The organism is Ureibacillus sp. FSL K6-3587 (assembly GCF_038593165.1).
Taxonomy (GTDB): domain Bacteria; phylum Bacillota; class Bacilli; order Bacillales_A; family Planococcaceae; genus Ureibacillus; species Ureibacillus suwonensis.
This window is the reverse complement of the sequence record NZ_CP151969.1, coordinates 1754270-1777862: the sequence shown is the minus strand read 5'-3', so window position 1 is coordinate 1777862 and position 23593 is coordinate 1754270. Positions and strand designations below refer to the sequence as shown.

The following is a 23593-nucleotide window of genomic DNA, read 5'->3' as shown; positions in this document are numbered from 1 at the left end:
ACTATTTTTTTCAGCCAAATAATACCGTTTATCAGCGTAATAATAGTGAATAACTCTCGATGACCGGCACTGTCATTTGTTCTTCCAGATGTTTGGCCGTTGAAGCGGTTCCCAACACTTTTCCATATATCTCCACTTGGTCATTTAGGCCGACTTCATAATCCTGCTCTTTTCTTTTTACATATACCACTTGATTTTTTAACGGTTCCGTCGACATATCAATCATCATATATTCAGTGCCATCCAAAAGAAAGACTTTGCCCGAAAATTTGACCAGCTGTTTTCTTTGGCTTCCATAACGTTCAAAGGCGATTTGATGCAACTCATCATAATCCACTTCAATCGCGTGATTCTTTAAATAATTCAATGAGTAAGCATTCAACCCGGTTTGACCGGTTGCCCCGCTTGTCAAGCCTGCCACGATCAACATCCCGATGATGATTCCGCCTTGAATGAAAATCGATTTCATCATCTCTCCGAATCCACTTTTTATAAATGCCACCATTATGTAATACAATCCAAAAAATAAATGGACGATCAAGATGGACAGAAAGATGTCGCTGACACTTTCTTTATTATAAATGGAGATGAAACTTGCAATTCCAATGATGATAAGTTCCACGATAAGAATGGCCCGTGCGTTTTCGGTTAATTTTGGCAATTTTGATGTTTCTTTCGGATTTTTTGCCAGCTTCGGCTGAAATTCCTCATAATGGTGTCCACATTTTATGCAATAAAGGGTATGATTGCTGTTTTCCTCCTGGCATTCCGGACATGTCCAATAGAAATCCGTTTTGGCATCTTCTTTGTAATAACCGCACTTCAAACAATAGGTTGCATGGCTGTTGTTCATATGATAACAATGGGGACAAGTCCATTTCGGCATTGTCATTCACATCCTCATGATTTACTCATAATTCAATCATACATAGAAATTTCTGAAAAATCCAAAATTACAGTTACGATGACCATTTGTTATATATTTTTTCTCCATTGAAAAAAGACCATCTCATATTGGATGGTCTTTGGACAGGTGCTTTATTTTACATAAGCCGATAAATCAATCCGCTGCTCCATTTCTTCCAGCAACGCTCTTACTTCCTCCGTAGATTTTGTATTCATCAAGCGGTTTCTCAACTCACTTGCCCCACGGAAGCCTTTTACATAGATTTTGAAGAAGCGATGAAGCGCCGTAATGGAACGTGGTATTTCTTCGATAAACTTGTCATGCAAATCTAAATGATATCTCAATAAATCTAAATATTCCTGAACGGTATGCTCTTTCGGCTCTTTTTCAAAGGCAAAAGGATTTTTAAATACGCCCCTTCCGATCATAATTCCGTCCACACCATATCGTTCTGCAAGTTCAAGTCCCGTTTGACGGTCAGGAATGTCGCCATTGATTGTCAAAACCGTTTCAGGCGCAATACGATCCCGAAGTTTCTTAATTTCCGGAATAAGTTCCCAATGGGCAGGTACTTGGCTCATTTCCTTTCTTGTCCGCAGATGAATGGAAAGGTTGGCAATCTTTTGTTTGAGAATGTGAGTGAGCCACTCTTCCCATTCGCTGATGCTTGTATAACCCAACCGTGTCTTCACACTCACAGGAAGCCCGCCCTCTTTGGCCGCCTGGATCAATTCACTTGCCACGTCCGGCCGTAAAATAAGTCCGCTGCCTTTTCCCCGTGATGCAACATTCGGCACCGGGCAGCCCATGTTAATATCGATCCCTTTAAATCCTTCTTCAGTCATGCCAATACTCATCTGGCGGAAATATTCCGGCTTGTCTCCCCAAATATGCGCCACAATCGGCTGCTCATCTTCTGTAAATAATAAACGTCCCCGTACGCTTTTCCGGCCATCCGGATGACAATAACTGTCCGTATTTGTAAATTCGGTGAAAAATACATCCGGTCTGCCCGCTTTGCTAATCACATGGCGGAATACCACATCTGTTACATCTTCCATTGGGGCCAATACAAAAAATGGTCGAGGCAAATTCAACCAAAAATTCTCTTTCATTCAAACCTCAATTCCTCTCATGATGATAATCTTGAAACAGTCTCGATTATTTACATATTCTTATAACATGATTTCTTGCTTGTTATCAAACGTAAAAGTATGGATATTCTATATTCTCCGTTAATTAATATAATATAAATCAACCAATAATGAAAAAGACTTCGTCCGGATTTCAACAAACTGAAGAAAGCTGCCAGTGTCTAAAATGGCATGAAAAGAGCTTCTCGGGGGTTATTCCCCAGAGAAGCTCCCATTCCTTTTAATATTTGAAATTTGAAATGGCTGATTTCAAATCTTCGGCCATGGAAGAAAGCGATTGGGCAGAAGCGGAAATTTCCTGCATTGCCGCCAATTGTTCTTCCACAGATGCAGCCACTTCTTGGGAAGCGGCGGTATTTTCTTGTGCCACTTCCACAATTCCTTCCATCTCCAGACCAACATTTCGAATGGCACTGGACATCTCCGAAACGGCTGTAGAAACTTCCTCCATTTGCGGTGAAATTTCCTTCGTTGTTTGTAGAATCCGATTGAATTTCCCAATGGCTTCTTCAGTAATCACCACTCCGTCTTTTACATCTGTCGTAATCCGTTCCATCGTCTTCACTGTATTTTCCGTATCCGCTTGAATTTTTTCGATAATCGCATGAATTTCCTTCGCCGAATTTTGTGTCTGTTCAGCAAGATTTCTTACCTCATCGGCAACAACCGCAAAACCTTTGCCATGTTCGCCTGCACGGGCCGCTTCAATGGCTGCGTTCAACGCAAGAAGATTCGTTTGATCCGCAATATCGGTAATCACTTTTAAGATTTCATTCACTTCCTTGGAACTTTCATATAAAGATTGGATGATATCTTGTGATTCACTGACAGATGAATGAATAAATTTCATCTGTTCCACTGTTTTAGACATCGCTTTTCCGCCTTCATCCGCCTCTGCAACGGATTGATGGGAAAGATCCGTTACTTTTGATGAACGCTCCGCAATGTATGTTACGCCACGTGAAACTTCTTTAAAAATTTGGGATACTTTCTCAACCGTATTGGTTTGCACCTCTGCGTTTCTTGATACCTCTTGAATGGAGTTGGCCACTTGTTCTGTCGCGGCGCTTGTTTCTTCGGAACTTGCAGACAGCTGTTCTGCCGTAGCGGCGACATTTTCAGCTGTTTCATCAATTCGGTTGGTGAGTGTACGTAAACCATCAATCATTTCATTAAAAGCATTTCCCAATTTGGCGATAATGTCATTGGACCGTATTGCCGCATATTGGGTCAAATCCCCTTTGCTGACTTTTGCCGATAATTCAACGATTTGTTTAATCGGTTTGCTCACAGACGAAATGATGAAGACCACCGCAATCGTTCCACAAATGATCGCAAAGATCCCCACCATCAAAGAGGTGTACAGAATGGACGCGTTAGCTTCATCTATCTCCTTTTTGTCGATCAACCCGCCGATTTTCCATTTGGTCAGTTCATTCGTCACATACACTATTGCGACGGATTTTCCGTTTAATTGTTCGTTTAACTGACCCCTCTCTTTTTCATGCAGTTTTTCAAAAACCGATCCTTTCGCTTCACTTCCCAACTCAGCATTGGGATGGGCAATATATTTGTTGTTATCGTCTATAACAAAACCATAGCCTTCTTTGCCAATATGTATATCTTTGACTACTTCTTGCAATTTATTCAGATTGATATCAATGCCCACTACGCCTTTACCATCGTTGACTGTTTTTGAAATGGTGATTACCATTTCTCCTGTACTTGCCGCAACATAGGGTTCGGAAATAATCACTTCGCCTTTTTGCTCCATCGCCTGTTTATACCAATCTCTTTTTCTGGGATCGTATCCTTCCGGAACCCCCAACTCCGCCGGCTCCTTTACAAACTTCCCATCTTCGTTTCCTAAATAAACACCGGCAACTTCCGGATGCGATTCCTGATAAAAATCCAGCCATTTCCGTATTTCCAGTTGATCCGTCTCTTGGAACTTGGATGTTTTCATTTGATTTGTGAGTACATGAATGTCCGTTATTTTAGGATCAATCACATCGTTAATGACGATATTCATCATCGATACATTATCCGAAATATCATCCAATATTTGTGATTCCAATTTTTTCTTTGCAGACTGATAAGAAATTACTCCAATTAACATAGAAGAAATAATCAAGATTAAGGTCATAAAGACAAGTATTTTCACATGGAAATTACGAATACTGAATTTATGTATTTTTGTTGAGGTATTTTTCATTTCTCCACCTTCCTCTAATGATCAACCATTGTTGTCAAACGGAGCCTATTTTTTTATCGATAAAACTTTTATTTTTTAAATATGTTTTTTTATAGTTTATATTTTGTAAAACTTAAGAAAAATCTTTATAAATGAAAAATTTTTATGATTACGAAATCATAGATGCAACCGTATAAAAAGTCATTTCTAAATTAGATTGAAATAGTTTTAATTGATTCAAAATGTTTTTCAACAAAAAACGGCGATTCTTCTGATTGAATCGCCGTTTACTTGTTTAATTTCATATTTCAATCGGCTCAAAATCAGGGGATCTGTGTGTAGGATTACCTGGCCTGATTTCTTATAGTCATCAATAACGGATCATTTTGGCTTACTTATACCGGAATTTACTTTATTAGTTATGAAAAAACGGTAAAAATCAATTTTCCTATTAAATTCTATTTCATTCTGTCGAAATTATAATTGCAATAAACTTAGACTTTTTTTATACCATTAAAATAATTATACGGTTTTATATTATAGGGTTAAAATACCCATATTTATTCTTTTGTTTTATTATTTATTTTTGTTTTACAATTTTTTTCATTATAAAATATCAAAAAATTAACGGAGTGAGTGAGCAAATATGTCAATCAAAAACAAGTTACTTGCAAGCTTCGGTACAATTATCTTCATTTTAATCGTTCTTGCAACTTATTCTTCCATCCAAATTTCAAAAGTGAATGACGATTATTCTTACTTAATTGACGATCGAGTGCATAAGGTCGTTGAAGTCGGGAAAATTCAAAACGCTTCTTCTCTGCAAGGTTTGTATCTCAGATCTTATGTATTGCGCCAGAGCGATGAAGACTTGGAAAAATTGTATGAACAAAGGAAAATTGTTGCTGAAACGGTCGAAAAAATCGAATCTTTATTCCGGGATGCTTCCATGATCGAGCAATTCAAAATCGTCAAAGAACAGCAACAATTATACAGTGAATATGTCGATCAAGTGATTGACTATGTCGATAAAAAACAGTTGGACGAAGCTTATAATGTGCTTTTTAATAATGCGGTGCCGGCGAATGTAGCGATTCAGGATGCAATCAATACCATCATTGATTTTCAAACAGAACAAATGAATACAACAAAAGTGGACACTACATCCCATGCGGAGAGAAGCATAATCATTCAAATAGTGATTGCGGCTTTATCGGCAATCGTTTCGATTCTATTAACCATCATTATTGTAAGAAATATTTCTGCTCCTTTAAATAAATTGACAAAAGCAGCTCAAGTGATGGCTACCGGGGATCTTCGCGAAGAAGATGTATCCGTGAAAACAAAAGATGAAATAAATGATTTGGCACAAGCCTTTAATACAATGAAAAATAACCTTGCCCACTTAATCGGCAACGTATCGGCAAATGTTTCCCAAACGACTGCGGCCGCCGAACAATTGGCTGCCAGCACTCAAGAAATCGCCCACGCTTCAAAAGATGTCGCAAACTCAGTGGAACTTCTTGCAAATAACGGCTCCAAAGCGGCGGCTACCGGCCAGGAATGCGCGGCTGCAACTGACGATACAGCAAAAGGAGTCGGCAGAATCGCAGAAGCCGCTCAAACCCTGTTGGAACAAACAATCAATACCCGTTCCATTTCTGAAGAAGGCGGCAAAACAATAAAAACAGTCGAACAACAAATGAAAGTGATTCAACAATCATCCTATGAAACCAAAGAAAAAATAAGACATTTAAGCAGCCAATCAGCGGAAATCGAAAACATCACCAATGTAATAACGAATATAACGGAGCAAACAAACTTGTTGGCCCTTAATGCTGCAATTGAAGCTGCACGGGCGGGTGAACATGGAAAAGGATTTTCCGTTGTGGCAGACGAGGTCCGGAAACTTGCAGAAGAATCTAAGAACTCGGCTCAAAAAATTATTGAACTTACTTCACAAATTCAAACCGGTACAAAAGAAGTGGAAAACAGTGTGAACCTAACTGTCCAAAACGTCGATCAAGGTGTGGAATACTTGCAAGATGCCCAAGTGGCCTTCAACGATATTTTGGATGCCATTACAACCATGTCATCTCAAATTGAAGAAATTTCCGCTTCCACAGAAGAAATTTCGGCAAGCACGGAAGAAGTCGCCGCCTCCGTTTCAGAGATGGCGAATTTGGCTAATCATGCGGCGGAACAGTCAAATACGGTTTATGCTTCTGTCGAAGAACAAACAGCCAGCTTGAATGAGATCAATGATGTTGCAAAATCTTTGAGTGATGGCGCCCGAATGCTTCAGGAAGAAGTAAGTCAATTTAAAGTTTTATCTTAATAAGAATCAAAAGCTCTGCAATCCAATCAGGATTGCAGAGCTTTTTCTGTTTACAAACCGATCCGCACAAACAACCGTTATCTTTTATCGTCAATGCAGATTATTCTCCTACCAAACCGTCTTGATCCGCATCATGCATATAAGGGTAGAGCCAATGATCCTTCGTAATCGGCATCTTGAATCCTGCCGCTTTCGCTTCTTTTATGGATACTTGGCCGTCACCGTTTGTATCGATCGCGGAAATATCCCCTTTTTTGTTGGAACCGGCTGATTTCGAATTTTTATTGCGGGTCAATCCAAGCGACTCGTTTACTTTATCGGGATCCACATTATCAAATTCATCCACAACCTTATGCCCGTTCACCGTGTAAGTGTATTTGTAATGGGAAGGTATTTGTGTTGTTGTATTTGGATATGTAATGATCGCTTCAAAATCCGTTGCTCCCCCCGCTTTACGAATCACATCTTCCATATAGGCCTGATCGCCATGCCGGTTCAGTGTGCTATTTTGCGGTGTAATGTTATATGCATTGGATACCCCTCCCAAAGAATCGGCAATGACATGCCCTTCATCCAAATCCGGTCTTTCGACGCCAGGGACTTTCGCTTCATCATCATAATATCTTCCGGATGATGTGACAGGTTCTGTGCGGTCATCCTGCAAAATGATTTCATCGGCAATCACCCTTACAAGCTGCCCGTATTCGTTCGTAAATGCCCAGTACTCCCGATCGCCAAAGCCAATATCCACTACCACGTTGGGTTCGCGATGCCCGGACAAATCCCCTCCATCCACTTCTATCAGTTTATATCCTGGAAAACGTTCGGTAATGGTTTCGGCGGATCTCTCCTTCGTTGCGGATTGTTCAACTGTTTGATCACTGCCGTTTGTTGACGGTTCAATACTTGTGCAACCAACCATCATAATAATGGCGGCCATCGTCAAAATGAAAGAGTTTAATATCTTTTTCATTTTATAACTCCTTATAGTAATTTTTTGATTTTACATCCATCCAATTATATTAGCATATAACAGGTTGTACTATTTTCAAAGTGTTGAATTCATATTTTTTGGAACTCATTTTTGATTCATATTGTCTTATTAAGAAATGAATTGAATTGGGGGATTCTATATGAACGCAAAAAAGTGGGTGTATTTTCTGGGATTCATTTGCCTTATCTTTGTCTTAACAGCGTGCGCGAAAAATGGGGAAACAAAAGATGCCGTTATTGAAATGGAGAAATCGAGGCACTTTACCGAAGAAGAAATTCATGAGGCAATGGAAGCAGTAAAAGAACAGTTCCAATCTTTCGAAGGATGCCATTTGACAAAGTTATGGTATTCCGAAGAGGACTACGAAAAAGAAATTGAAGTTTATGTGAATTCCGGTGATGAAGTGAGAAAAAGCCTGAAAAAAGAAGATATAATCATCCTGTTTTCCAATTTCAAAACCGGCCCGTCAAGCATCAATCAAGGATTTAATCCTGATTCAACCTATACGGATTGGATGTGGATATTGAAGCGAAACAGTAAAACAGGAAAATGGCAAGTAATCGATTGGGGCTATTAATGAAGCGGAAGACCTTTTCTCGATGATGAAAAAGGTCTTCCAACTTTTTTAGATTTTAACTGTCGAAGCATTTTTCCGGGTGAATAGGACACCGATGATCATAAAGATGACCGTTAAAACGATTGTTAACACCAATGTTTTCAAATAATATTCGTTTTCGCTTTGGGTTAATAATTGGACACTGTAATCCGCCAATTTCCATGGTGAAACGTTCCAAAACTGTCCTATCAATGACTGGATAAGAACGCCAATAGGCAAAAGGATCACCGTGAATGTGATGGAAAGGGCTGTTTTGAACATGGCACTGAACATAAGGGCAATGGTCGTTGCAAAGAAAATCCAGACACAATAACTTGCAACCATTTGAATAAAAAGAAGGGGCTTCACAGTACCATATAAAATGGCTGTATAATACATGCTCGCCCCATAACCCAAAATAACACTGAAAACGGCAAGCAAATTTATTGCCGCCCATTTGCTGAAAAACAAAGCTGTAAATGAAATGGGCCGCACATATAAGAAAAGGGCCGTTCCATTTTGCCTCTCCCGATTGATCATCCCCGCCGCAAGTATCACGAGTACAATAAGACCGATCGACTGAAACTGGCCAGTGGAAGCGAGCAAAATATCCGCAGGAGTATAATCAGGAAATGTCATGGTGAATCCTTCCGGTAAATTTCCCACCGCATTTAAAATATCTTCCATATAATAATTCATGATAGGATCCGAGATGCCAAGAAATATAAAAAGGAGCGGCATCCACAAAAACTTGAAACTGCGCCAACTTTCCCGCAATTCTTTTTGAAATAGTGTGGTGAATGTCCTCATGGCGATACCACCTTCATGAAAATCTCTTCAAGGGTCAACAGTTCCCGTTCAATCTTTAATACCGTAAATGGGGAATTGGATAGTTCCCCCATCACTTGCTGCATTGTGGGGAAATGATCTTTTATATGGATATAAACAACGGTTCCTTCCACCTCAGTGGACCATTTTGTTTGAGAAGCGTAACCGGTAGCTTCTTCAACTTTCGCAAATTGAATTCGAATACGGGGCACATCAAATTTTTCCCGAATCTTGTTTAAAGAACCTTTTTCCACAACCTGTCCCTTTTTCAAAAAAAGAAGTTGATCGGTCATTTCTTCCGCATCATTTAAAATATGGGTTGAGTACAATATCGTGGAATCAAGCTGCAATTGTTTCAACAGATTCATGATTTCCCTTCTTCCAACCGGGTCGAGGGAAGATACAGGTTCATCCAATAACAGCAGTTTCGGTTTATGGACAATTGCCTGGGCAATGCCAAGCCGTTGTTTCATACCGCCGGAATATTGGGATGTTTTTTTGCGGATGGCGTCTTTAAGGCCGACAAATTCCAAAACTTTTTCCGCTTCTTTTTTGGCATCCTTTGCGGAAATCCCGCTCAACTTTGCCGTCATTTCAATGAATTCCAGACCCGTCAGCCATGGATAAAATTGCGGATATTGGGGCAAAAATCCGATTTCCTTCCGGATATCCTTGATCCCCTCCATGCTCACGGTTCCCTTGGTTGGTTTCAATAAGCCGGCGAGCATGGACAATATGGTTGTTTTCCCGGCGCCATTTGGACCAATCAGCGCCGTAAAAGAACCGTTTTCAAGGGTGAACGAAACATCCGATACCACAGTTTGCGTACCAAAACTTTTGGTTAAATGTTGAACGGTAATCATGATTTCCTCCCGAAAATAAAATACACAATTGGTCCAAGGATATTAATAAAAATGATAACCAACGCCCATAGCCACTTCGGCCCGTTCGTCGACTCAATGCGGATTAAATCCACCAGCGCAACAATCAGCAAAACAACTTGAATTACAAACAGCGGGGCCACTAACGCCCAATTGATGTCCATCATTTTAGAACCTCCTCCACCTTTAAATGACATGCCAAATTAAGCATCATTGCTTTAAATTCGTTGATTTCTTTCAGAGGTGCAAAAATTGGATCGTTCCAAATGGTCAGCACCAAATCCTTTTTAATGGATTGTTCATCCCTCGGAGCTTCTCCGCCAATGACGGATGTTTTTTCTATCCAATCGGTCACTAAATAAAAATAAGAATTTCCTTGCAGCTTCATCGGAAATTTTATTTTTATACAAAGCTTTGCGTAACATTGCAGCATCTCCATCGCTTGTTCTTGGAGACCCTTTAAAACAAATACTGCGGCAGCTTTATAGTAGAAAATCAGACAAGTATTGAAATGAAGGCTTTCCAAATCAAAGAGCTGAATAAGCCGGTGAATTTTTTGAACCGTTTCCTCCACATAATCCCCGTTTTCCATCTCCATCATCATGCTTTCCGTTGCATAGGAAACCAGTTGCACCAAATTTTGATAATAACTGACTTGGATGATTTCTTTAGCCTTCTTTGAATTTCCGATCATTTGATGGGCAGTTGCAATGAGCTGGTTGGCCTCCACAGGATGATTTATATCATTTCCCAATAATTCCAAAACCTCTTCCGGTTTCCCCAATTGCAATAATGCAACGGCCTCCATCATCGTCGCTTCGTTAATGAGCAAAAAGTCTTTACTGAACATTTTTACTTGGGAACAAAGTTGAATGACTCTGTTCAATGTTCTTTGCCGATCAGGCGATTTGGGAGCGTAATTTAAATAAAGTTGTGCCATTTTTAGAACAAATGGCAAGCAGGAATAATATTCCTTCAATAGTTCCTCAATTTCTTGTTCAACCAGTTCAAAAGGCTGTTTTGAAAACTCCTTTGAAAGCCGGATGTAGGTTTGCCGTATTTCATCTTTGGTCATCTGGGAATTGTAACCCAATAATTCGTCAATTGAGAGATGGAATAATTTCGCCAATTTGGGCAACAGTGTAATGTCGGGATAACTTTGCCCCTTTTCCCATTTGGAAACCGCCGCTCTTGAAACCCCTATATATTCAGCGATTTGTGCCTGTGTCAACTTCAATTCTTTTCGACGATTTGCAAAAATCTTTGTAAATTGAAAATGATCCATATTTATCATCATCCTTTATTCTTATCTTAATGAAAAAGGGAACGAATTTATATCAAATAATAGTTACGTTTTTGAACATTCATCAACTGCAGGTTGATTTGATTACCAAAAAGGGGCGCGGCATACTATAATATGAAGATGAGATTTTACCTAAAAAATACAAATTATTTCCACCTTTTATTTGCTATGATAAAAAATAAAGACGAATGGAAAGAAGTGTTATTTATGATGGATCCAAATCATCTTAATTACCACGGTCAGCTCGAAGATAATAAAAATAAAAATGCTCTAAAATGGGCTTTTATTTTTATTACCAGTTTTATGCTTGTCGAAGTGGTTGGGGGACTGATCACAAACAGTTTGGCTTTGCTGTCCGATGCCGGACATATGTTGACGGATTCTTTATCATTGGGTTTCAGTTTATTTGCCATCATCATTGGCCAAAAGGAGGCTAACAGCAAAAAAACTTACGGATACCGCAGAATTGAAATATTTGCCGCCCTCCTGAACGGGATGACATTGATTGGTATCGCCATTATTATCGTGATCGAAGCGATCCACCGCATTACGAAACCGCCGGAAATCGCCAGCATGGGAATGTTGATTGTAGCGGTGATTGGCTTATTGGTAAACATTGCGGTTGCTCTTATTTTAAACAAAGGAAATGAGGATAATCTAAATGTGAGAAGCGCATTTCTCCATGTGCTCGGGGATATGCTCGGATCTGTTGGCGCGATTACCGCTGCGATCTTAATCCTGCTTTTCGGATGGAAATTGGCGGACCCCATTGCCAGCATGATTGTGGCCATAGTCATTAGTACCAGTGGGTTCCGGGTGGTGAGGGAATCATTCAACATATTTATGGAAGCGGCACCGAAGGAATTATCAACCCTCATGATTAAAGAAAAATTGCTTACGATTGAAGAAGTGCAAGAAGTGGCGGATTTGCATCTGTGGATGATCACTTCCGACTACCCTTCATTTACATGCCACGTAATTGTTTCACAAGATGCGGATGAGCAAGTTGTATTAAGAAAAATCCAGAAGATGCTTCACGATGATTTTTCATTGCATCATATGACCATTCAAATTGAAAAAAGAAACAATCTTCAGAGAGGCTGGGACAAAAGATAAAAAACACCATTTTCTCCCGGGAGAAAATGGTGTTTTTTTGATAATTGAAGAAAATTGATTTCCGTTCCGGGGACGCTTTCCGCGGGCCCGGCTCGAGCCTCCTCGGAGCTCAATCCTTCGCTCCTGCGGGGTCTCGAGAGGGCTCGTCGCAGGAAAGCTTTTGCTTTGCGACTAAGCGTGCGCGACAGGAGCACTCGCCCCGTCACTCCAATCAATTTATTACAAAAAATCTTTTTGCAGCTCGTTCACTTTATTAGTTATGTCCCAGCCTCTTTTTGTGAAAGGCCTGACACCTAATGGATGATAAGCCAATCAAACCATCTAATTAAATCGCTTTATGTATGGACCATTTATCGATAATTCGATAAGGGTGGCTGCCATTTCATTTGGAGTGCATTTGTAATTGGTGGTAATCCACCATCGGATGCTTTCCAAATAGGCGCCCGCAATATACGAAATGATCAATTCCTCATTTTCACTCAGCAAATATTGGCGGGTTTCGGTATAATGAATCCCTTCTTCCACATATCTCTTTAATATATCCAAAATGCCCTGAATAAATAACGCATCCGGTTGATGAATTAAAAAAGTTTCATAAGCAATGCGATGATTTTGGATATGCTCAAAAAGCAAAAATAAGTTTCTTGGCATTTCTTCTTTCGGCATTTCTTTCAGTGGTTTCGGGGATTGAATTGTCAAGGCTTCTTTCAACTGCAACAACAGATGATTGAATAGATCCCTTCTGAGCTCATTGATATCGTTGTAAAGTTTATAAAATGTCGGCCTCGTCAAACCGGCCTCTTTGCATATTTGCTGAATCGTGAGTTGCACGTTTCCATCTTTCATCAAAGATAAATATGCGCTATGTAATTTTTCTTTCGATTTTGCCTGTCTTGGGTCCAGTTTCATTGATATCACCTACTACTTGTATAGTAGCATGAAAATATCAATGAAAAAACAAATTACAACGCTGTCCAACCGCCATCAATCACTAATTCGGCACCCGTCATAAAACGTGATTCATCGGAAGCCAAGAATAGTACGCCATAAGCCACATCTTCAGGTTCTCCGAAATATGGAAGTTGTGTGAACGCTTTATAATATGGCATTGCCGCTTCCATTGTCGGTGCCGTCATCGGCGTCACGATAATGCCTGGATGCACAGAGTTTACACGAATTTTATCTTTTGCGTATTCCACTGCAGCGGATTTTGATAATGCACGCAATGCGCCTTTTGCCGCCGTATATGGGCTTGAACCGGCCATACCGACAATGCCGCCGATAGATGAAATGTTGACCACTGAACCTCCGCCCGCTTTTTGCATTTCAGGAATCGTATATTTCATTCCCATCACACAGCCGTTCAAGTTGATATCCATCACGCGGTTCCATTCTTCCATCGTCATATTTGCAAGCGTTTTATCGGTTGAAATGCCCGCATTGTTCACCAGTACATCCACTTTTCCAAATGTTTCAACGGCTTTTGCAACAACTGATTTCCATTCTTCTTCGGAAGCCACGTTATGTTTGATAGCCAACACTTCCCCGCCTTCCGCTTTGATTTCTTCGGCCACTTTTTGCAGCAATTCCTCATTCACGTCAGTTGCTACAACTTTCGCCCCTTCTTTGGCGAACAATTTCGCTTCTGCAGCACCCATGCCGCTTGCCGCGCCAGTAATGATGGCAACTTTGTCTTTCAATCTCATTATAAAAACCTCCTAATTATTATTACTAATTTACAAAATGTAAATTAGTTTACCCATAAAATAACAGAGTTTATAATATATTTCAAATCAATTTATAAGAATTGATTAATAAACAGGGTCGAAAAAAATTGGAAGTTGTCGATATAAAAAATAACCGCTATACTGGCAAAACATTACAATCCATGAAAGGAATGTTTAAAGTTGAATCGTAGTTTGCAAGCTTTTATTAACATTGCCCCTGTGATCAAAGAAACGCTGGGATCTTCCACAGCTCTGGCAATCACTGATAAGGAAAAATATATTTATTTTTCACCCTCTGATAAAATCTATATAGATGTGAAAGTGGGGGACTCCATTTTTTCCAACGACGATAATGCCTTTCAAAATGTATTAAAAGGTGAAAAAATTTCCATGACCCTTCCGCCTGAATATTTTGGGATGCCCGTAGCCTCAAAGATCTTGCCCATTCACGACTTTGAAACAAAAGAAGTTGTCGGGATTCTTACATACTCAAAACCTCTCGATCATGAAGCCAATATTGACAACGCCTTGGCAGAAATGAATAAAATCATTCAAACTTTACATAAAAATATGGAACGGCTCTCCGCAAAATCCCAGGAACTGACTGCCACAAGCACTGATATCAGCGGACAGGCATCCAAATCCTTTGAACAATCGAAACATATTGAAGAAGTCGTTAAATTGATTGAAGGCATTTCAAGTCAAACGAATCTTTTAGGGTTAAATGCCGCTATCGAAGCAGCCCGCTCCGGTGAAGCCGGAAGGGGATTCGGTGTAGTGGCCGAAGAAATTCGGAAGCTTTCCCTGCATACTAAAGAAGCTTTGGGAACAATCAGTAAGTCATTAAATACCATTCGGGACAACTTAGATCAATTAAATAATGGGACAAAAGAAGTTTCCGCTGCTTCCGAAGAACAGGCTTCCATAACGGAGGAAGTTTTCAATGAAATTGAATTATTGGAAAAACGCAGCAAAGAATTGGTCGACTATATGAAAGAAGTATTGAATCATTAATACCAAAACTCAGGCGGCAAAATCGGAAAGGAGATTTTACCGCCCGCTTATATAGCCCCAATTCTTATTCCTTTTGCATCATTCCCAAGATAAAATGGGGATTCATGATCCACCGAAACAATTCCTCACCATACGCCATAACGACAACCGGGACCCGTCTTCCGGTTGTTTTTTTTATTTTCTTAATCCTTTTTCGCTTCTTTCATACAATTTTCAGAATTCAGTAGTATCTTGATAATCACAAAGATGATATTGGTTTCGAAGTGCTGGATGGCGGTGAAATATTTCTGATCATTTTATAGAAATCGAAACGGAAAGGAAAGAGGTGAACATACTTGATCGGAAGACAGGAGATAAAAAGGGGATAATCAGGCAGGTATGTTCTTGTAGAAGTAAAAAGTAAAAAATGAAAGCTTGCAAAAGGATTATCATGCAGGCAATTAGAAGGAGCGGATAAATATGTTAAAAAAATTGACATTGACAGGATGCACATTACTTTTATTAGCTGGATGCGGCGCAAATACATCAACCGAAAATGTTGATTCCTTTAATCAAGCGGGCACTTCAAATCCAATTCAAAATCTTTCAACAGGAAATCAGGCCAACAATGTTGATATCGTTAATCCAAAAGTTTCATTTTCAGAGGCTTTGAAAATCTTTAACCAAACTTACCCGGATGCAAAAATTGAATCTGTTGATTTAGAAACCGGATTGGGAGGTTTATATTACGATATCGATGGTTTTGATTCAAGAAATGAATACAAACTAAAAATTGATGCAACCACAAAAGAAATCTATGCAAATGAATTTGAAAGAAACAAAAATACTGATGAAATATTGGATCTTTCAAGCGTGATGGATCCAAGTGAAGCCATCGCAATCGCTTTACAAGTGCCGGAAGTGCAAGGGCTTGCCCCAACAAGCTGGTCCCTTGACGCAGACTATGGAATGCAAATTTATGAAATTGAATTCAAACAAAAATACACAGAAATCGATATTAAAATCAACGCCGTCAACGGAGATATTCTGGAAGTAAAAATCGATGATTAATAATAGAAGTCAACCCTCCAATAAATGATAGAAGTCAACCCTCCAACCAAAATGAGGCTGGGACAAAACCCTCCTCTAAAATGGAAACAGCCCATGAAATGTTGGAATGAAATTTCATGGGCTATTACTATTTTTTTAATAAAAATTAAGGACATCTTCTGATAAAATTTAAGTATCTACCCCAAAAAATTTTATCAAAGGAAGTGTCCTTATGTTCAAATATTATAACATGAATCAATTAGTTTTGCCTCTAGATTTAGAAATAAAATTACAAGAAAATGATATTGCCTTCCACATTCACCATTTAGTTGAAAGTATCCCCGATGAAGCCTTTCAGCCGTTTCTTCGAAATACAGGTTGTCCTGCTTATCATCCACGCATGATGCTAAAAATTATTTTGTGTGCTTATTCCCAATCAGTCTTTTCAGGTCGGAAAATTGAAGCCCTTTTAAAGGACAGTATTCGGATGATGTGGTTGGCACAAGGCTATGAACCAAGTTATCGGACGATCAATCGTTTTCGTGTGCATCCGGAAGTAAAAGAATTAATTCGTCAATGTTTTGTCCAATTCCGTTGCCAACTGGTGGAAGAAAAATTAATTGATCAAGAAGCAATTTTCATTGACGGTACAAAGATTGAAGCGAATGCCAACCGATTTACTTTTGTGTGGAAAAAATCCATTGAAAAATACAACAAAAGCTTAATTGAAAAATCCAATCAGCTCTACAACGAACTGTTAGAGAAGGAAATCATCCCTGAAATGGAGCGGGAAAGTGATGGGGAATTGTCCGTAGAAGAACTCGCTCAAATGGTGCAACAAGTCGATGAAGTGATTACGGAATATGACCAAAAGATAGAAGCATCGCCCGATGCCACAGAACGAAAAGCATTAAGAAGCGAACGGAAATATCCGAAGCGAGTGTACAAACAGTTGATTGACTTGATTTTACGTAAACAAAAGTATCAAAAAGACTTCGAAATCTTGGGTGAACGGAATAGTTATTCCAAAACAGACTTAGATGCGACGTTCATGCGAATGAAAGACGACTATATGAAAAACGGTCAATTGAAGGCTGGATACAACGTACAAATCGCAACAGAAGGTCAATACGCACTGGCTTATGGCATTTTTCCAAATCCTACCGATACACGTACATTGATTCCGTTCTTGAATGAGATTGAGAAGCATTATTTTCCATTGCCAAAATATATTGTCGCAGATGCTGGTTATGGTAGTGAACAGAACTATGAGGACATCCTTTCGAATCGAAAATGTGAGGCACTTATTCCATATACCATGTATGAGAAAGAACAAAAGAAGAAATATAAACAAAACCCATTTCATCCAGACAATTGGATGTACGACGAAGAAAGTGATACCTACATTTGTCCGAATCAGCAGCGAGTAACCTTCCGTTATCGTTCTGTACGTACCGATAAGACCGGTTTTAAACGAGAATTGAAAATCTATGAATGTGAAAACTGTTCAGGATGTCCATTTCGTTCATCATGCACAAAAGCAAAGGAAGGCAATCACCGAAAGGTCATGGTGAATGAAAAATGGGAACGACAAAAAGAATATGTAAGAGCGAAGCTTTCAGAAGAAAAAGCAGGTTCTATTTTCCGTCAACGTAAAATGGACGTAGAACCAGTTTTTGGATTCTTGAAGGCTAATTTGCGTTTCACTCGATTTTCCGTCCGAGGAAAATCGAAGGTGGAAAATGAAATGGGGATTGCCTTAATGGCCGTGAATTTACGGAAATACACGGCCAACAAAGATCAACTGACCAAAAATAATGGAGAGAAATGGAAAAAGGAGAATTTGAGTTGGCTCAAATTCTCCTTTTTCCTATTTTGAAGCTAGTTTTGTCCCAGCCTCATTTTTTGGCATCAAAAAGGGAACCTTCCCTAATAAGCCTTTATCAGTTCAAGAAAAGAAGAACGGACAAACCATAATATAATGGCACTTGGCTCCCTACAATAATGAAAAGGACCATTCCTATCATCACCACTTTAGCGATTTGTCCGGGTGATTGGTATAAAACAAGGATTGAGGCGATCCAAATCAGCAATTCCAATGGATGCGTAAGATCAAAATACCAGAAAACAAAAACAAAAGTTTGGCTTGTCATGAACATAAAAATGGCGGAGGAAAGGATGATCGGCACCAATCCTTTTCCTTTCGCATACCAACAAACAAAGGCCAAAACCGGCGAAAGGATTGTCAGTGCCACCCAAATCATCATGTAGGATTTTGGAAAAAACCCGGCCACTGCAACAGTGTAATAATAATAACTCCCCACCATTCCTGCAAAAAACATTAGCACATTTAATGCAGCCCTCATCGGCGATTTACTATAAACCGATATCATCACTCCGAAGAAAAGCCAAACTCCCAAACGGGAAAGAAAGTTTCCCAAATCCAAGACTTGAAGGACATAAGGCAATTCATTAATTGCGGAAGTATCCAATATTTTGGAAATAATCCCCATCATCATACCTAAAATACAGAATAAAGTTGTATACCCTATTTTTTTCGATGAAGAAATTCCTTCCGGTTCCCGAATTTTATTTAACATCTCTCTCATTTTATGTCTCCATGCTTCCAAATGATTTGTACCACCCATTCTGTGATGATTCTTACAATCCCGAATTTAAATGAGGGAATATTAAAAATTTTTTCTCCAATTTTCTCACCTTTATATATAATAAATTACATCCTATACTCCGTTAGAAAGGTGTTTTGAATTGGAAAATTTCTTTTTATTTGTCCTCATGTGCATTTTTCTTATAATATTACCCGGCCCTGATACGGCTGTTGTAACGAAAAACACGCTAATCAATCAGCGGATCGGCGGCCTGAAAACATCTTTGGGCATAATTTGCGCCCTTCTTTGCCATACGTTTGCCGCTGTTTTGGGATTATCGGCAATCATTGTGAAATCCGCCCTTTTATTTTCCATCATTAAATACGCTGGTGCGGTTTACTTAATTTACTTGGGTGCCAAGATTTTATGGTCTTTAGTGAAAAAGGATGGAACCAACATTCCGGTGGACATCAAAAGACCGAATGAAAACAAATCCTGTTTCAAACAAGGATTTTTTACAGATCTATTAAATCCAAAAGTGGCTCTCTTTTTCCTCTCCTTTTTCCCTCAATTTGTGGAGCGGGGCAATGACACCTTTTTGCCCTTTCTGATAATGGGGCTCACTTTTACTGTACTGTCCGCTTTATGGCTGGTGATTTTTGTTTATTTCATCAATGTGGTGAACGATTTGATGAGAAAACCGCGAGCCAAACATGTGATTGAAGGAATCACCGGCACCATCATTATCGGATTTGGAATCAAGCTGGCTTTGGAAAAGGCCGATTAAAGTTGTCGGCCATTCCAAATCCGCCTCCCTATTCCAAAGGAGGAAGTAACGGATAACTTAAATAACTACTAACTCCTAATACGATTGCCAGTGCAATATAAATGACGAAAAGACCTGCCTTCACTTTTCCATCTGTTTGATAATAAGAAGCGGTTTCCTCAACATAGTTATGTATTCTCTCCACTTCTTTCTCAAAAGCCGAAAGAAATTCCTGTTTCTTCAGCTCCCTCTTTCTTTCTTTTTCCTCATCCGTCATTTCTCCATCTTCTTCATCCAATAGATGCAAAGTGTTTTGCAATTTTTCCTCAACCTGCAAATTCGGTTTCAATGATTGGGCGAAATATTGCAAATGTTCATAGGTGGACGTTTCCGCTATATTTCTGAGTGAAGTTAACATCTCTTGATAATCTTTTACGCGATTTCGATCATACTCAATATTCTTCTGCTCTTCCCGAATTCTCCGCCACTCAATGATCCCCATGATTAGCACCATAAAACCTATAAAGCTTCCTGCCCAAATCGCATAAGCCAAAAGCAAAACCAAGCCGACTGCCCACAACTTAGTACTGATCCCCGAAACAATCCGTCCTCCATCCAGCGGTGTCATTGGAATGAGATTGAAGAGATTGATGATGGAACCCAACACAATGACAAATGCCCAAAAAGGTTCTTTCGTCCAAATATACAAAGGGATGGCGGGCAAAAAGGCAAGCAGTCCAAATAATGGCCCCATGTAAGCCAAAAAGGCTTCATCCTTTGCATTTTTGGGCCGCTCTTTCATACCGATGAACGCCCCCACAAAAGGAATGAACACAGCAGGAGTTGTCGGCAATTTTAATTTTTTGGCAGCAACCAAATGCCCGGATTCATGTACAAACAACAGATATACAAGTGCCAAGGCAAACTTCCATCCGTAAAAAACGGCGTAAGTTGCCAAATATATCGCCATGCTAATCAATGTTTTTATTTTCAGGAATTTCAATATAGGCAGGATCCATTTCAACTTGCCCAACAAAAAAAGTGCCCCGACACCGATGATTCCCCACGCCGTCGTTTTCTTCTTTGATTCTTCCATGTTTTTACCTCCACAACATAGTACGTCATCCTGCTGCATTCAATGCACTGTTTATAAAATCCTGTAATGGAATTTTTATGTTATTTTATCACAAAAACTTTATTTCTGCTCTCACATTTCCGACTTGCAACTAATGGATTATCTCTTTGCGCATAAAAAAACTTCAGCTGACAAATAGCTGAAGTCCCTATCAAAATCACGAAATTTGCTTGTTGTTCTTTCGTTCCTCATAATACTCTTCCCAGTCATGATAAATGGAAAGCAGTTCATTATCCAAATAAGTAAGGGCTTTTTCTTTCAAATCGGCTGGTACACCATAATAGCTTTCTGCAATAGCCCCAGTGATGGCAGCGATCGTGTCGCTGTCTCCCCCGATGGAGATGGCATTCCGTACCGCGTCTTCAAAGGAAGTGGATTCAAGAAAGGCTTTAATGGCTTGCGGAACGGTTCCTTGGCAGGATAGATCCGTTTTGTAGGAATCCCGGATTTCATCAATTGTAAAATCCAATGGATAATATTGTCCTTCGATTTTTTTCTGGATTTCGTCTTTTGACCATCCGCGTTGTGCCATATAAATTGCGACCGCCACCGCTTCAGCACCTTTGATTCCTTCTTGATGATTATGGGTTACCCGCGTCACAGCTTTAGAAAGCAGGGAAACTTCCCGTTCTGTCTTCGCCGCAAATCCGACCGGACTTACCCGCATGGCCGCGCCGTTTCCAAAACTGTTATAAGGACGGGGATTGTCGCTGTGAACCCATTCCTTAAATCTTCCGCCGTAACCGCAATTCGGATATTTGCGTCCAATTTCTTGCATATATTTGACGCTCATTTTTTCCACTTGTGCGTAATAAATGGGATGAGTACTGTGAAAAGAAGGTTTGAGGATTTTCTCTGCCTCCATAATGGATTTGGCGACGGCGAGAGTCATGATGCTGTCATCCGTCACTTTGCAATCCTTCGTGAACAGATCGAAATCTTTTCTTCTATAATTATTAAACTCAAATCGTGAACCAACGATATCTCCAATAATTGCGCCAATCATTCGGCTTAACTCCGCACTCCTTTGATTATGTTCATCAGAACTGTTACCAACACTCTACATTCATTATAATCCCTTTTACAAAGGCTGGTGTGAAAAAAGCTCAATTTAATGGAGAAAACAATCCGTTGATTTTCACCATCATCACTGCTCTTGAGTAAACTAGAAAAGGGCCCGATGATTCACGATTCGAAGGGATTGATCAAATATGAACCCATTTACCTCAAACGGTTCTTTCACTTACTCCCTCAGCGCCTCCTATCCGCAACCATTTTCCCAATACTCCGCACCACTGCGGCACATCATAACTCGGCAACAATACTATCCGGATCACCGTTGTATAAGTAAAAATGAGTCCGATTTTATGGCGATGAACCGGCTGCTATGGATGGAGCATGTGAATTGGACCCGGATGATCATCATCAGTATTGTGTTTCAGTTGCCCGATTTACCGTTTGTTCAGAAACGTCTTTTGCAAAACGCAACCGATTTGGGCAATTGTCTGAGACCTTTTTACGGCAACCAGATTGCAGATGCCTATGCCCAACTGATCAAAGAACACCTGGTCATTGCCGCCGAGCTTGTAACAGCAGCGGTAAAAGGGGATACTGGCACAGTGAATGCCAAAGAGAAAGAATGGTATGAAAATGCAGATGCAATTGTTTTATTTTTGAGCAGGATCAATCCGTATTTATCAAAGGACATTCTGAAAGAAATGTTTTACACCCATTTGGAATTGACGAAAAACGAAGCTGTGACGATGATTCAACAAAATTTCCAAGCAGATATTGATGTGTTTGATGAAATTGAAACTGAAATATTGTCGGATTTGATTGCATCGGCGATCGTCATGCAGTTTTATTCTCTTTTCCGGTGTCCATATTCATTTTAGTCACAAAAGAGCGAAGGAGGAGATTCGCTCTTTTTTTCTTGAGATAACATTATGTTTCGGAGAAGAAGGGAGCTGCATTAGTGCGGATGATTCCCTCATTGGTGTGGATGCTGCCTTAATTAGTGCAGATAGGTTCTCCTTTGGTGTGGATGCTGCCTTAATTAGTGCAGATAGGTTCTCCTTTGGTGCGGATGCCACCTTTTTTTGGTGTGAATACCGCCCTTTTTAGTGCGGAAAGCCCCTCCTTTGGTGCGGATACCACTCTTTTTGAAGTGAACCCCCTCTTTCGTACGAATTGTTCCTCTTTCATCCTGATGCTGCCTATTTTTGGTCAAAAAAATAAAAAATTTTTTACCCCTCCCCCTTTCTTTCATTTTTTTTTCAGAAATGGCTCCTAAAATGATAATCAAAAGGAGGAAAGGAAAATGAAAAACAAATTATTGAAATATGGAATTTTCATTATTGTTCTATTCTTTGCCTTTCAATCAGTCGTAAACATTGCAAGTGCGGATGACCATTATAAGGGGGATCGCTACTATTATCCGAAATACGAAAAGAGCGATAAAAACAACTACTTCGAAAAGTTTGATAAACACGACCATGATGACGATGACGACGATTATAAATGGAAAGGAGAATATGAACGGGAAGGAAACTATAAAAACTTCCAACAAAATACCGTTCAACCATCTTACTGGAATGTTTGGACAAGAGATACCAATATTACGATCAGCAACAATTTACCAGTTGAAGAAGCAAAAAAAGTTCCCTTTAAATTGAACGGAAAAACAGAAACTCTTCTTGTTCTCCCTTCCAATGGTCAATTGCTCGTGTCAGGTGAAAAAATGGCAAAACTTTTCGGTATCAAATCGAAATATTACGAACAAAGCCGAATTCTTGAACTTTCCAATGGCAAAGAAGAATTGATCGTTCGTGCCGGAACAAACACCGCTTATGAAAATATGATCAAAACACCAATGCCTGCAAAAGCCTTCAGTTATGAAAAAACGGTTTATCTTCCTCTTTCAGTTATAGCCAATGCCTTTGGTTATAGCGTGGAATGGGACGAAACAAACGAAACATTTGTCTTACAACAATTTTAAAGGGT

At 39.6% G+C, this 23593-nt stretch carries 23 protein-coding genes; 9 read left to right on the top strand and 14 right to left on the bottom strand.

Annotation, left to right across the window (positions count from 1 at the left end):
• Positions 1-31 precede the first annotated feature (31 nt).
• The 3 genes from NSS77_RS08745 to NSS77_RS08735 all read right to left on the bottom strand — a co-directional run bounded on the left by NSS77_RS08745 (position 32) and on the right by NSS77_RS08735 (position 4276).
• Positions 32-892, bottom strand: coding sequence for a zinc finger protein (locus NSS77_RS08745; RefSeq protein WP_342468446.1), 861 nt, complete (start codon positions 890-892; stop codon positions 32-34).
• Between the two features lie 146 nt (positions 893-1038).
• Positions 1039-2022 (bottom strand): tRNA-dihydrouridine synthase, encoded by a 984-nt coding sequence (locus tag NSS77_RS08740; RefSeq protein WP_342468445.1) that lies wholly within the window; start codon positions 2020-2022, stop codon positions 1039-1041.
• 259 nt (positions 2023-2281) lie between these two features.
• A complete protein-coding gene (locus NSS77_RS08735) occupies positions 2282-4276 on the bottom strand; it encodes a methyl-accepting chemotaxis protein (RefSeq protein WP_342468444.1) in 1995 nt (664 codons plus the stop codon).
• A gap of 625 nt (positions 4277-4901) precedes the next feature.
• Between NSS77_RS08735 and NSS77_RS08730 the strand changes: the two genes are divergently transcribed.
• Positions 4902-6593: a methyl-accepting chemotaxis protein gene (locus tag NSS77_RS08730; RefSeq protein ID WP_342468443.1), complete on the top strand. Its 1692-nt coding sequence runs from the start codon at positions 4902-4904 to the stop codon at positions 6591-6593.
• 100 nt (positions 6594-6693) lie between these two features.
• Here the strand turns inward: NSS77_RS08730 and NSS77_RS08725 are convergent, their stop codons facing one another.
• A complete protein-coding gene (locus NSS77_RS08725; RefSeq protein WP_342468442.1) occupies positions 6694-7566 on the bottom strand; it encodes a DNA/RNA non-specific endonuclease in 873 nt (290 codons plus the stop codon).
• Positions 7567-7726: 160 nt separating this feature from the next.
• Here NSS77_RS08725 and NSS77_RS08720 point away from each other — a divergent pair, with 160 nt between their 5' ends.
• A complete protein-coding gene (locus tag NSS77_RS08720; RefSeq protein ID WP_342468441.1) occupies positions 7727-8164 on the top strand; it encodes a hypothetical protein in 438 nt (145 codons plus the stop codon).
• A 48-nt stretch (positions 8165-8212) separates the two neighbouring features.
• Here the strand turns inward: NSS77_RS08720 and NSS77_RS08715 are convergent, their stop codons facing one another.
• From NSS77_RS08715 to NSS77_RS08700, 4 genes are read right to left on the bottom strand one after another with little or no spacing between them, the layout of a single operon-like run.
• Positions 8213-8992, bottom strand: coding sequence for an ABC transporter permease subunit (locus NSS77_RS08715; RefSeq protein WP_342468440.1), 780 nt, complete (start codon positions 8990-8992; stop codon positions 8213-8215).
• Positions 8989-9873, bottom strand: coding sequence for an ABC transporter ATP-binding protein (locus tag NSS77_RS08710; RefSeq protein ID WP_342468439.1), 885 nt, complete (start codon positions 9871-9873; stop codon positions 8989-8991). Before NSS77_RS08710 ends, NSS77_RS08715 begins: the two co-directional genes overlap by 4 nt.
• Positions 9870-10055, bottom strand: a complete 186-nt coding sequence (locus tag NSS77_RS08705; RefSeq protein WP_342471240.1) for a PLD nuclease N-terminal domain-containing protein — start codon at positions 10053-10055, stop codon at positions 9870-9872. The genes NSS77_RS08710 and NSS77_RS08705 overlap by 4 nt, the downstream gene beginning before the upstream one ends.
• Complete coding sequence (locus NSS77_RS08700) at positions 10055-11176, bottom strand: helix-turn-helix domain-containing protein (protein ID WP_342468438.1); 1122 nt, start codon at positions 11174-11176, stop codon at positions 10055-10057. The genes NSS77_RS08705 and NSS77_RS08700 overlap by 1 nt, the downstream gene beginning before the upstream one ends.
• A gap of 225 nt (positions 11177-11401) precedes the next feature.
• Between NSS77_RS08700 and NSS77_RS08695 the strand changes: the two genes are divergently transcribed.
• Entirely contained in the window at positions 11402-12310 is a 909-nt protein-coding gene (locus NSS77_RS08695; RefSeq protein WP_342468437.1) for a cation diffusion facilitator family transporter, read from the top strand.
• 321 nt (positions 12311-12631) lie between these two features.
• Here the strand turns inward: NSS77_RS08695 and NSS77_RS08690 are convergent, their stop codons facing one another.
• Entirely contained in the window at positions 12632-13219 is a 588-nt protein-coding gene (locus NSS77_RS08690) for a TetR-like C-terminal domain-containing protein (protein ID WP_342468436.1), read from the bottom strand.
• Between the two features lie 53 nt (positions 13220-13272).
• On the bottom strand, positions 13273-14019 hold the full coding sequence (locus NSS77_RS08685) for a glucose 1-dehydrogenase (protein WP_342471239.1): 747 nt from the start codon (positions 14017-14019) through the stop codon (positions 13273-13275).
• Positions 14020-14217: 198 nt separating this feature from the next.
• On the opposite strand from NSS77_RS08685, the gene NSS77_RS08680 reads away from it, so the two are divergent.
• The 3 genes from NSS77_RS08680 (at position 14218) to NSS77_RS08670 (ending at position 17959) form a co-directional block, all read left to right on the top strand.
• Positions 14218-15051, top strand: a complete 834-nt coding sequence (locus NSS77_RS08680; RefSeq protein ID WP_342468435.1) for a methyl-accepting chemotaxis protein — start codon at positions 14218-14220, stop codon at positions 15049-15051.
• 459 nt (positions 15052-15510) lie between these two features.
• Positions 15511-16101: a PepSY domain-containing protein gene (locus NSS77_RS08675; protein ID WP_342468434.1), complete on the top strand. Its 591-nt coding sequence runs from the start codon at positions 15511-15513 to the stop codon at positions 16099-16101.
• 211 nt (positions 16102-16312) lie between these two features.
• Complete coding sequence (locus tag NSS77_RS08670; protein WP_342468433.1) at positions 16313-17959, top strand: IS1182 family transposase; 1647 nt, start codon at positions 16313-16315, stop codon at positions 17957-17959.
• Between the two features lie 64 nt (positions 17960-18023).
• On the opposite strand, the gene NSS77_RS08665 is transcribed toward NSS77_RS08670, so the two are convergent.
• On the bottom strand, positions 18024-18689 hold the full coding sequence (locus NSS77_RS08665; RefSeq protein WP_342468432.1) for a hypothetical protein: 666 nt from the start codon (positions 18687-18689) through the stop codon (positions 18024-18026).
• A 160-nt stretch (positions 18690-18849) separates the two neighbouring features.
• On the opposite strand from NSS77_RS08665, the gene NSS77_RS08660 reads away from it, so the two are divergent.
• Positions 18850-19476 (top strand): LysE family translocator, encoded by a 627-nt coding sequence (locus NSS77_RS08660; protein WP_342468431.1) that lies wholly within the window; start codon positions 18850-18852, stop codon positions 19474-19476.
• A 28-nt stretch (positions 19477-19504) separates the two neighbouring features.
• Here NSS77_RS08660 and NSS77_RS08655 read toward each other — a convergent pair whose 3' ends face one another.
• Together NSS77_RS08655 and NSS77_RS08650 are read right to left on the bottom strand one after the other, a co-directional pair.
• Positions 19505-20551, bottom strand: a complete 1047-nt coding sequence (locus NSS77_RS08655; RefSeq protein WP_342468430.1) for a site-2 protease family protein — start codon at positions 20549-20551, stop codon at positions 19505-19507.
• A gap of 196 nt (positions 20552-20747) precedes the next feature.
• The gene (locus NSS77_RS08650) at positions 20748-21596 is read right to left on the bottom strand and encodes an ADP-ribosylglycohydrolase family protein (protein ID WP_342468429.1); all 849 of its coding nucleotides are present in this window, start codon (positions 21594-21596) and stop codon (positions 20748-20750) included.
• Between the two features lie 205 nt (positions 21597-21801).
• Here NSS77_RS08650 and NSS77_RS08645 point away from each other — a divergent pair, with 205 nt between their 5' ends.
• Positions 21802-22485 (top strand): hypothetical protein, encoded by a 684-nt coding sequence (locus NSS77_RS08645; protein WP_342468428.1) that lies wholly within the window; start codon positions 21802-21804, stop codon positions 22483-22485.
• A 157-nt stretch (positions 22486-22642) separates the two neighbouring features.
• On the opposite strand, the gene NSS77_RS08640 is transcribed toward NSS77_RS08645, so the two are convergent.
• A complete protein-coding gene (locus tag NSS77_RS08640) occupies positions 22643-22795 on the bottom strand; it encodes a hypothetical protein (RefSeq protein ID WP_342468427.1) in 153 nt (50 codons plus the stop codon).
• A 115-nt stretch (positions 22796-22910) separates the two neighbouring features.
• Between NSS77_RS08640 and NSS77_RS08635 the strand changes: the two genes are divergently transcribed.
• The gene (locus NSS77_RS08635) at positions 22911-23588 is read left to right on the top strand and encodes a copper amine oxidase N-terminal domain-containing protein (protein ID WP_342468426.1); all 678 of its coding nucleotides are present in this window, start codon (positions 22911-22913) and stop codon (positions 23586-23588) included.
• The last annotated feature ends 5 nt before the right edge of the window (positions 23589-23593 follow it).

Coding starts and splice junctions, on each gene's coding strand:
- NSS77_RS08720 (WP_342468441.1), top strand. CDS start 7,727: ATGAACGCAAAAAAGTGGGTGTATTTTCTGGGATTCATTTGCCTTATC.
- NSS77_RS08710 (WP_342468439.1), bottom strand. CDS start 9,873: ATGATTACCGTTCAACATTTAACCAAAAGTTTTGGTACGCAAACTGTG.
- NSS77_RS08665 (WP_342468432.1), bottom strand. CDS start 18,689: ATGAGAGAGATGTTAAATAAAATTCGGGAACCGGAAGGAATTTCTTCA.
- NSS77_RS08655 (WP_342468430.1), bottom strand. CDS start 20,551: ATGGAAGAATCAAAGAAGAAAACGACGGCGTGGGGAATCATCGGTGTC.
- NSS77_RS08745 (WP_342468446.1), bottom strand. CDS start 892: ATGACAATGCCGAAATGGACTTGTCCCCATTGTTATCATATGAACAAC.
- NSS77_RS08730 (WP_342468443.1), top strand. CDS start 4,902: ATGTCAATCAAAAACAAGTTACTTGCAAGCTTCGGTACAATTATCTTC.
- NSS77_RS08715 (WP_342468440.1), bottom strand. CDS start 8,992: ATGAGGACATTCACCACACTATTTCAAAAAGAATTGCGGGAAAGTTGG.
- NSS77_RS08700 (WP_342468438.1), bottom strand. CDS start 11,176: ATGGATCATTTTCAATTTACAAAGATTTTTGCAAATCGTCGAAAAGAA.
- NSS77_RS08645 (WP_342468428.1), top strand. CDS start 21,802: ATGAACCCATTTACCTCAAACGGTTCTTTCACTTACTCCCTCAGCGCC.
- NSS77_RS08675 (WP_342468434.1), top strand. CDS start 15,511: ATGTTAAAAAAATTGACATTGACAGGATGCACATTACTTTTATTAGCT.
- NSS77_RS08650 (WP_342468429.1), bottom strand. CDS start 21,596: ATGATTGGCGCAATTATTGGAGATATCGTTGGTTCACGATTTGAGTTT.
- NSS77_RS08705 (WP_342471240.1), bottom strand. CDS start 10,055: ATGGACATCAATTGGGCGTTAGTGGCCCCGCTGTTTGTAATTCAAGTT.
- NSS77_RS08640 (WP_342468427.1), bottom strand. CDS start 22,795: ATGAAAGAGGAACAATTCGTACGAAAGAGGGGGTTCACTTCAAAAAGA.
- NSS77_RS08740 (WP_342468445.1), bottom strand. CDS start 2,022: ATGAAAGAGAATTTTTGGTTGAATTTGCCTCGACCATTTTTTGTATTG.
- NSS77_RS08690 (WP_342468436.1), bottom strand. CDS start 13,219: ATGAAACTGGACCCAAGACAGGCAAAATCGAAAGAAAAATTACATAGC.
- NSS77_RS08725 (WP_342468442.1), bottom strand. CDS start 7,566: ATGAAAAAGATATTAAACTCTTTCATTTTGACGATGGCCGCCATTATT.
- NSS77_RS08635 (WP_342468426.1), top strand. CDS start 22,911: ATGAAAAACAAATTATTGAAATATGGAATTTTCATTATTGTTCTATTC.
- NSS77_RS08695 (WP_342468437.1), top strand. CDS start 11,402: ATGATGGATCCAAATCATCTTAATTACCACGGTCAGCTCGAAGATAAT.
- NSS77_RS08670 (WP_342468433.1), top strand. CDS start 16,313: ATGTTCAAATATTATAACATGAATCAATTAGTTTTGCCTCTAGATTTA.
- NSS77_RS08735 (WP_342468444.1), bottom strand. CDS start 4,276: ATGAAAAATACCTCAACAAAAATACATAAATTCAGTATTCGTAATTTC.